Raw genomic sequence first — 8569 nt, 5'->3', positions numbered from 1 at the left:
TGGTCGGCACGGGCCTGCTGTGGGTGGGCTGGTTCGGCTTCAACGCCGGTTCGGAGCTCGAAGCCGATGGCACTGCTGGCCTCGCCATGATCAACACCTTCGTGGCAACGGCAGCAGCTGCGCTGGCCTGGATGATCGTCGAACGCGCCATGGGCCACAAGGCCTCGGCCCTGGGCTTTTGCTCGGGCGTCATCGCCGGCCTGGTGGCAGTAACCCCGGCCGCCGGCAATGTCGGAGTGTTCGGTGCCATCGCGCTGGGTGCGATCGCTTCGGTGGTCTGCTTCTATGCGGTTTCCAAGCTCAAGCCCAAGCTCGGCTATGACGATGCGCTGGACGCATTCGGCATTCACGGCATCGGCGGCATGATCGGTGCGATTGGCACCGGCATCTTCCACGACACCGCCTTTGGTGGGCCCGGCGGCGACCTGTCGCTGGTCGACCAGACGCTGGTCCAGCTCAACGCCACGGTTACCACCGTCGTGTGGGCTGCTGTCGGCACGGCGGTTGCGATCTATGCCGCGAAGCTCCTCACTGGCCTCCGGGTCACCGAAGAGGTCGAATTCGAAGGCCTCGACATCGGCGAGCACGGGGAGCGCGCCTACAACTGATCACAGCTCGGCGGGGGCGCCACCTCTCTCCTCTCCTCTCTCGAGGTGCCCCCGCCCAACCATGTTCCTCCTGCGAACATCAACTCACCAAGGGCCGGAGCCAGACTCCGGCCCTTTTTTTGCGCCCGGATGGTGTGTGACGCCGATGCTACGCCATGCGCGAGATTTTTCCGCGCCTTTGCACGGATAGTTGCATTGATCCTGCAACTGATTCACTTCCGCCAAGTTGGCTGGACCTGTGTCCGGTCGAGGAGGAGAGGAAACATGAACCCCACAATTACGCGGCACGCATCGCGTGCCGCCGCGCTGCTTGCCAGTTGCGGCCTTGTTGCCTTGGCTGCCCCCGCCTTTGCGCAGGACGCGGAAGAGGCAGAAGATACGGGCAACGTCATCATCGTTACCGCAACGAAGCGCGATTCGACGATCCAGGACGTACCGTTCTCGATCAATGCCCAGACCCAGGAAGATATTCAGCGCTCGGGCGCCGGCACGCTCGAAGACCTGTCGCGCAATGTGGCGGGTCTTTCGGTGCAGAACCTCGGCCCTGGCCAGAGCCAGGTTTCGGTGCGCGGCGTTTCGGCAGGCCAGATTGTCCGCGATCAGCCCGGCGTGAAGGAACAGGTCGGCGTCTATCTCGACGAAAGCGTGATCTCGCTGTCGCTGTTCACCCCCGATCTCGACCTGTTCGACCTCAATCGTGTCGAGACCCTGCGCGGCCCGCAGGGCACGCTGTTCGGTTCGGGCAGTGTCGGAGGCACCATCCGCTACATCACCAACCAGCCGAAGATCGGCGTGACCGAAGGTCTGGTCGAGGGCAATATCAACCTGGTCGATGGCGATGATATTGGCTGGCACCTCAAGGGCGCGCTGAACGCACCCCTGGGCGAGCGTGCCGCGCTGCGTGCGGTGGCCTACTACACCCAGTATGGCGGGTTCATCGACGCGATCGGCCCCGCCGGCGGCCAGGATATCAACGGCGGCGAACGCTACGGTGGCCGCCTGGCGCTCACCATCGATACCGGCGAAGGATTCAAGATCACGCCGCGCATCGTCTACCAGAAGGTGAAGGCCGACGGTTTCAACCGTCAGGAAATCTGGAACCTCTACGCCAACCCCGATACCACCACCCGGCCTACCGTCGATTTCAACGAGCGCGAACAGTACCTGCTGCTGCGCGAAGCCTTCGAAGATGAGACGGTTATTGCCGACCTCGTGGTCGAAGCGGAACTCGGTGCGGTGACCATGACTTCGGTCAGCAGCTACACCAACCGCGACATCCTTGTCAGCCGCGATGCCAGCGCCCTGACCGGGTCGGTTTCGGTCGATCTCGGATACCCCGATGCCGGCGTCCTGCTGCCGTCGAATTTGCTCGACACAACCGATGTCGAATCGATCACGCAGGAAGTGCGCTTCGCCTCGAATGGCTCGGGTCCGCTGCAGTGGGTCATCGGCGGCTTCTATTCGCAGACCGATCGCTTCTATCGCCAGCGCCTGCCAACCCCGGGTTATGACGCCGTGACCGATGCGGTCCTCGGTGCGGGTACCTCGGCGGCGGTTGCCAATGGCTTCCCTGCAGACTCGCCCTACAACGCCGACCTGCCCTATGACCTGGAGCAGATCTCGGTCTTCGGTGAAGCGACCTATGCCCTGACCGACGCCTTCGACGTTACCCTTGGCGCCCGCTACTACGACTATAAGGAAGAGCGCCAGTTCATCTCAGGCGGCTTGTTCGCCAATGGCGACAACCGCTCGGATCGCACCAAGTCGGATGGCATTAGCCCGCGCCTGCTGCTGAGCTACGACGTCAACGACACGTTGACGCTCAATGCTCAGGCATCGAAGGGTTTCCGTCTGGGCGGTGTGAACGATCCGCTGAACATCACGCTGTGTACGCCTGCGGACGCCGCGCTGTTCGGCGCGTTCCAGAGCTATGACGATGAATCGCTGTGGAACTACGAAATCGGCGCCAAGGCGCAGGGCCGGGGTTTCCATGCCAACGTCGCGGGCTTCTACAATGACATCAAGAACCTTCAGGTTACGCTTGATGCCGGTAGCTGCTCGTCGCGTATCGTCTTCAACGTCGACAAGGCACACTCGATGGGTATCGAGGCGGAATTCGGCTTCTCGCCGAGTGCCGGGCTCGACTTCACCTTCTCGGGCAGCGTGATCGAAGCCGAATTCGACACCACCCTGCCGGGCGCGCTGGTGACGGCCACGGGTATCCGTAATGGCAATCGCCTGCCGACCGTGCCGAAGTTCCAGTTCACCGCTGCTGGCAGCTATGAGTTCCCGGTCGCCGCGAACGCCGACGTCTATGTCGCCGCTTCGTGGAACCATGTGGGCAACCGCTACACGCAGCCGGCAGACCAGGAAAACAACCCGCGCACCTTCGTGCACGGGCTGCCGTTCGGCGGCGCTTCGGCCAACGCATCGACCACCGTCGACCTGTTGCTGCCGTCCTACGACCTGGTGAACCTGAATGTGGGTATCGATTTCGACAGTGGCCTGTCGGTGTCGGCTTACGTCAACAACCTGTTCGACGAGAACGCCCTGCTCAGCTTCGACCGCGAACGCGGTGGCCGTGCACGCCTCGGCTACAATGTAGGCCAGCCGCGCACGATCGGCATGACGGTGCGCCAGAGCTTCTGACGCTCGGACCTGTTGCAACAAGAGAGGGGCCGGGACGCAAGTCCCGGCCCCTTTTTGCTTGTTTCGCATCGATCAGGCGGCGAGCGCCGCCTTGATGAAATCGGCACAGCGTTCGCCGATCATGATGCTCGGTGCATTGGTATTGCCGCTGACCAGGCGCGGCATGATGCTGGCGTCGGCGACGTAGAGTCCCTCGATCCCGCGCGCCTTCAGCGTCTCATCGACCACCGCATCGGCATCGGGGCCCATCCGACAAGTGCCAACCGGGTGGTAGACCGTATCGGCGCGGTTGCGGATCAGCGCATCGAGCTGCGCATCGTCGTCGAGATCGATCGGGTAGCGGTCCCGCGGTTCGTACCGCGCCAGGCTGGGTGAGGATGCGATGCGGTGTGACAGGCGCACTCCGGCGCGCATGGTGGCGAGGTCGCGCTCGTCGTCGAAGAAGTTCGGATCGATCCGCGGTGCGAGCCGTGCGTCGGGACCATTGAGGCGCACTGTGCCCCGGCTTTCGGGGCGCAGCACGCAGGCATGGAGCGAGAAGCCGTGCCCCTTGACCTTCTCGCGCCCATGGTCCTCCAGCATGGCAGGGACGAAGTGCCACTGCACATCGGGTGCCGGTGCATCGGGCATCACGGTCCAGAACCCCCCCGCTTCGGCATAGGGCGTGGTCATGATGCCGGTGCGCTTGCGGCGATGTTCGACGATCGCCTTGGCCATGCGCACGGTGCCGGCAAGGCTATCGCCGATGAAGTCCTTGCTCTCGGTCTCCCAGCTCGAGACGTAGTCGATGTGGTCCTGCAGGTCCGAACCCACGGCCTGCCGGTCGAGCTTTACCTCGATCCCGTTGTCCTTGAGATGCTGGCCGGGGCCGATACCCGAAATCATCAGGATCTGCGGCGAATTGAAAGCACCTGCCGACAGAACCACCGCACCGCGGGCGCGAATGGTCCGCTCCTTGACGCCCACCGAATAGGTCACCCCGGTCACCCGGCCTTCATCGATCTCGAGCCGCTGCACCGTGACGCCGATACGCACGTCGAGGTTCTTCGAACCCCGCAGCGGTTCGACATAGGCGCGTGCCGATGACCAGCGCTCGCCGTTCTTCTGCGTGACCTGGTAGAGCCCGAAGCCTTCCTGCTTGGCGCCGTTGAAATCCATGTTGCGCGGCAGCTGCAGCTGCGCCGCCGCCTCGACGAAGGCAAGGCTGCCCGGGTTGGGCCACTTCTGGTCGCTGACCCACAGCGGGCCGTCATTGTTGTGGAACTCGTCGGCACCGCGGACATTGTGCTCGGCACGCTTGAAATAAGGGAGCACGTCCTCATAGCCCCAGCCCGAGCAGCCGAGCGCCGCCCAATTGTCGTAGTCCCAGCTATTGCCGCGGATATAGACCATGGCGTTGATCGCGGACGAGCCGCCCAGCCCGCGCCCGCGCGGCTGGTAGCCGATGCGACCGTTGAGCCCCTTTTGCGGCACCGTTTCGTAACGATAGTTCGATGCGTCGCGCAGGAAGGGCATGAAGCCCGGCGTCTTGATCAGGAAATTGTCGTTGCGCGGCCCCGCTTCCAGCAGGCAGACACGCTTGCCCGCCTCTGCCAGCCGACCGGCCACGGCGCTGCCCGCGCTGCCCCCGCCGACAACGATAATATCGAATTCGTCCATGATTACTCCTCTCGATTCGAGAGGTTAGGCAGGCTCCGCCTCGCCCGCAATCGGGTTTTCGGTTGAAACCGGATTTCCCTTCGCCGCCTGGCGCTCCATCCACCCCGCGCGGATCATGTCGCTGGTTTCGCGGCTGCCGTCATGCGTCCAGCCCGGTTCGCGCAGCAGATAGCCCAGCTTGCTGCCCCAGGGCGCGCGCCACATGTCCTGTGCGATCCCGATCCATTCGTGGAACACGCTCCACAGCAGGTTGAAACTGCCCAGCTGCTTGACGATGCCATAGCGGATCTTCTCGTCGCGGCTTTCCGGCTCGAAAGTCCCGAACATCCGGTCCCAGACGATGAACACCCCCGCATAGTTGCGGTCGAGGTAGCGTGGGTTGGTCGCATGGTGGACGCGGTGGTGGCTCGGCGTATTCATCACCGCCTCGAACCAGCGCGGCATGCGGTCGATCGCTTCGGTATGGATCCAGAATTGGTAGATCAGATTGAAGCCGCCGCAGATCGCAATCATCACCGGGTGGAAGCCCAGCAGCACCAGTGGCAGCTTGAAGGCGAAGCCCAGCGTCAGGAAACCGGTCCAGGTCTGCCGCAGCGCTGTGGAGAGGTTGTAGTGCTGGCTCGAATGATGGTTCACGTGGCTAGCCCAGAACCAGCGCACCCGGTGGCCGAAGCGGTGGATCCAGTAATAGGCGAGGTCATCGAGCACGAAGCAGGCGGCCCAGGCCCACCAGGCCCAGGGGACATCGAACAGGCGAAACTGCCAGGTCCACAGGAACAGCGCGAGAAAAGCACCGCCCGTCAACAGACCTGCTACCGTGCTTCCCAGGCCGAAGGCGAGGCTGGTGAGCGTGTCCTTGGGCTCATAGGCATCGCGGCGCTTGCTTCTGGCCCATAGCATCTCGAGCAGGACCAGCGCCACGAAGCCGGGCACGGCATAGTCGACGGGCGAGAAATCGGGCATGTCAGCGGGTTCCTAGGGCGTCGATCGTGCGCGCCCATTGCTGGGGGTCGGGAACGGTCAGTCGGGCTTCACCATAGCGCCGCTCGCCGCTGTCGATGATCAGGGCATCGCCATCGATCCGCGCACTTGCCCCTGCGGCAAGAATGCGGCCGGCGAAATGGGTGCCATGCGGGCGTAGCAGCAATAGGCGGCCCGCCGCATCGCGCATCAGGGCGCCGCCGCCGTCGCGGTCGAGCGCGATGGATACGGGGCTATAGCCGCTTACCGCCTCGTCCGCAGCCAGTCGCGCCTCGGCCTCGTCCTGCAACCGGGGTTGCGGACCAAGCTTCAGCCAGCGCGCGGTCCAGGCGAGCGCGAGAATGGCGACAAGCGATCCGAGGAACTGGAGCAGGGCAGGTGAATCCATGGCGTGGCGGATTGGCACGGACGGCCGATTACGGCAAGCATGCAGGACAAGGGAGATATCGATGAAACTTGCCAGCACTGCCATAGCCTTGTCGCTGATTACCGCCCCGCTCGCGGCGCAACAGGCCGATCCTCTGGCCGAAGTAGCCATGCAGGGCGATCGTACCGCGCGCGTTGCCAAGCAGATCTGGGATTGGGCCGAACTGGGCTATCAGGAGGGCCGCTCTTCGGGCCTGCTTCAGGACGAGCTGGAGAGCGAAGGTTTCACTGTCACAGCGGGCGTTGCCGGCATTCCGACCGCATTCGTGGCCGAATGGACAGCCAAGGGCGGCAAGGGCGGGCCGGTCATCGCGATCCTTGCCGAATATGACGCCCTTCCGGGGATTACACAGTCCGCATCGGCGACTCGCGATCCGATCGAGGACAAGCATGCGGGGCATGCCTGCGGCCATAACCTCTTCGGCGCGGGATCGCTGACCGCGGCGATTGCGGTGAAGCGCTGGCTCGAGAAGACGGGGACGCCGGGCACGATCCGCCTCTACGGCACCCCGGCGGAGGAAGGCGGGTCGGGCAAGGTCTACATGACCCGTGCGGGGCTGTTCGAAGACGTCGATTTCGCGATCAACTGGCATCCCGACAGCATCAACAGCGCTGCAGCGGAAACCAGCCTCGCCAATCGTTCGGCCAAGTTCCGCTTCCACGGCGTATCGGCTCATGCGGCCGGTGCTCCGGAACGGGGGCGCAGCGCGCTCGACGGGGTCGAGGCGATGAACATGATGGTCAACCTGATGCGCGAACACACCGACATGAACACGCGCATCCACTACGTCATCACCAGCGGCGGATCGGCACCCAATGTCGTTCCCGATTTCGCCGAGGTCTTCTACTACGTCCGTCATTCGGATGCTGATGAGGTCCGGGCACTGTGGACCCGACTAGAGGCCGCGGCCAAAGGCGCGGCGCTGGGGACCGGGACCGAAGTCGATTGGGAAATCATCCACGGCAACAACTCACTGCTGCCGATCGAAGCACTGGCAAAGGTGATGGACGCCAAGCTGCGCAGCTTGGGCGGTATCGAATATACGGCAGAGGAAAGGGCCTTCGCCGAAGAAATCGCCAAGAGTTTCGGAGACCATGCCGTGCCGATCGAGGGTGCAGCGACGATCAAGCCCTATGGCAAGTCGCTTGGCTATGGATCGACCGATGTCGGCGACGTGTCCTGGGCCACGCCCACGGTCGGCCTCAACACGGCGACCTGGGTGCCAGGCACCAGTGCACACAGCTGGCAGGCGGTCGCGGCGAGCGGATCATCGATCGGGTTCAAGGGCGCGCAGCTGGCGGCAAAGGCGATGACGCTGATGGCCGTCGAACTGTATACCAATCCCGAATTGCGCGTGGCGGCGCGTGCGGAATTCGATGCCGCGCGGGGCCCCAACTATCGCTACGAATCGCTGTTGGGCGATCGCGACCCGCCGCTCGATTATCGCAAGTAGTCAGCCGCGAGAGCGGGCGGCGAGCATGTCCATCGCCGGGCGAACCGGTCCGACATCGTATCCCGCAGCCTGTGCGGCGTCGGCAATGCTATCGGGATCCACGCCTTTGCTGGCCTGCGCCAGCGACCACAGGAGTGTCGACCGTGTGCCCGACCGGCAGAACCCCAGCACCGGGCCAGTGGTCTTCGCCAGGGCTTCGGTGAGCGCGGCAACCTGCGGCTCGCTGAAGCCCGCCGAGGTCACGGGAATCGCGACGTAATCCATCCCCGCCGCCCTAGCCGCAGCTTCAATCTCCGCGCCTTCGGGCTGATCCGGCGCCTCTCCGTCGGGGCGATTGTTGATCACCAGCGTCACGCCCATGGCCGCCGCTTCGGCAATATCGTCGACCGATATTTGCGGGCTGGCGAGGAAGCTGTCGGATAGCTTGCGAAAATCGCTCATGCGGCTTCTCCAAATGACTGAGGCGCTGCCAGGGTCTGGGGGCCCGATTGCCTTGCCAATTCATCATGATGCACGCAAGCGAAAGGAAGCAAGGCCGCGCTTGGCGAAAATGTCACAAATTTGCGCCAGAAGACACATGTCTGCTAAATCATTCGCGCGCGGCGTTGTTTCGCGCTATGACCTTGCGAAGATGAGGCTGTTTGCGCGAGTTGCGCGGTGGCCACTGCCTGGCGCGTCCTGCAGCCCCCGCGCAAGGCAGATCGAACAATGGGCGGCACGAAGGTACTATTCGAGTTATGGGTTACGATAGAGGGCGCCGTCGCGGACGGGACAAGCGCGACGGCTTTGGGG

General features: G+C 63.8%; 7 protein-coding genes. 3 read left to right on the top strand and 4 right to left on the bottom strand.

What is annotated here, in order from left to right; all coding sequences use genetic code 11:
• Positions 1-608: ammonium transporter (locus AAFM29_RS15625; protein WP_371830759.1), on the top strand; the 608-nt coding region annotated here is incomplete at its 5' end.
• Between the two features lie 264 nt (positions 609-872).
• Positions 873-3257: a TonB-dependent receptor gene (locus AAFM29_RS15620; RefSeq protein ID WP_341713708.1), complete on the top strand. Its 2385-nt coding sequence runs from the start codon at positions 873-875 to the stop codon at positions 3255-3257.
• A gap of 72 nt (positions 3258-3329) precedes the next feature.
• Here AAFM29_RS15620 and AAFM29_RS15615 read toward each other — a convergent pair whose 3' ends face one another.
• The 3 genes from AAFM29_RS15615 to AAFM29_RS15605 are packed head-to-tail and all read right to left on the bottom strand — an operon-like array spanning position 3330 to position 6285.
• Positions 3330-4916: a GMC family oxidoreductase N-terminal domain-containing protein gene (locus AAFM29_RS15615; protein ID WP_341713707.1), complete on the bottom strand. Its 1587-nt coding sequence runs from the start codon at positions 4914-4916 to the stop codon at positions 3330-3332.
• Between the two features lie 24 nt (positions 4917-4940).
• Positions 4941-5879: a sterol desaturase family protein gene (locus tag AAFM29_RS15610; RefSeq protein ID WP_341713706.1), complete on the bottom strand. Its 939-nt coding sequence runs from the start codon at positions 5877-5879 to the stop codon at positions 4941-4943.
• Between the two features lies 1 nt (position 5880).
• Positions 5881-6285 carry a hypothetical protein gene (locus AAFM29_RS15605; protein ID WP_341713705.1) on the bottom strand — a complete coding sequence of 135 codons (405 nt, stop codon included), beginning with the start codon at positions 6283-6285 and terminating at the stop codon, positions 5881-5883.
• A gap of 61 nt (positions 6286-6346) precedes the next feature.
• Between AAFM29_RS15605 and AAFM29_RS15600 the strand changes: the two genes are divergently transcribed.
• Complete coding sequence (locus tag AAFM29_RS15600; RefSeq protein ID WP_341713704.1) at positions 6347-7777, top strand: amidohydrolase; 1431 nt, start codon at positions 6347-6349, stop codon at positions 7775-7777.
• Here AAFM29_RS15600 and AAFM29_RS15595 read toward each other — a convergent pair whose 3' ends face one another.
• Entirely contained in the window at positions 7778-8218 is a 441-nt protein-coding gene (locus AAFM29_RS15595) for a TIGR01244 family sulfur transferase (RefSeq protein ID WP_341713703.1), read from the bottom strand.
• Positions 8219-8569: the final 351 nt, after the last annotated feature.

The sequence above is a fragment of the Erythrobacter sp. genome (assembly GCF_038133525.1).
Taxonomy (GTDB): Bacteria; Pseudomonadota; Alphaproteobacteria; order Sphingomonadales; family Sphingomonadaceae; genus Qipengyuania.
The sequence above is the reverse complement of the archived record's forward strand: the minus strand, read 5'-3'. Positions and strand labels throughout refer to the sequence as shown.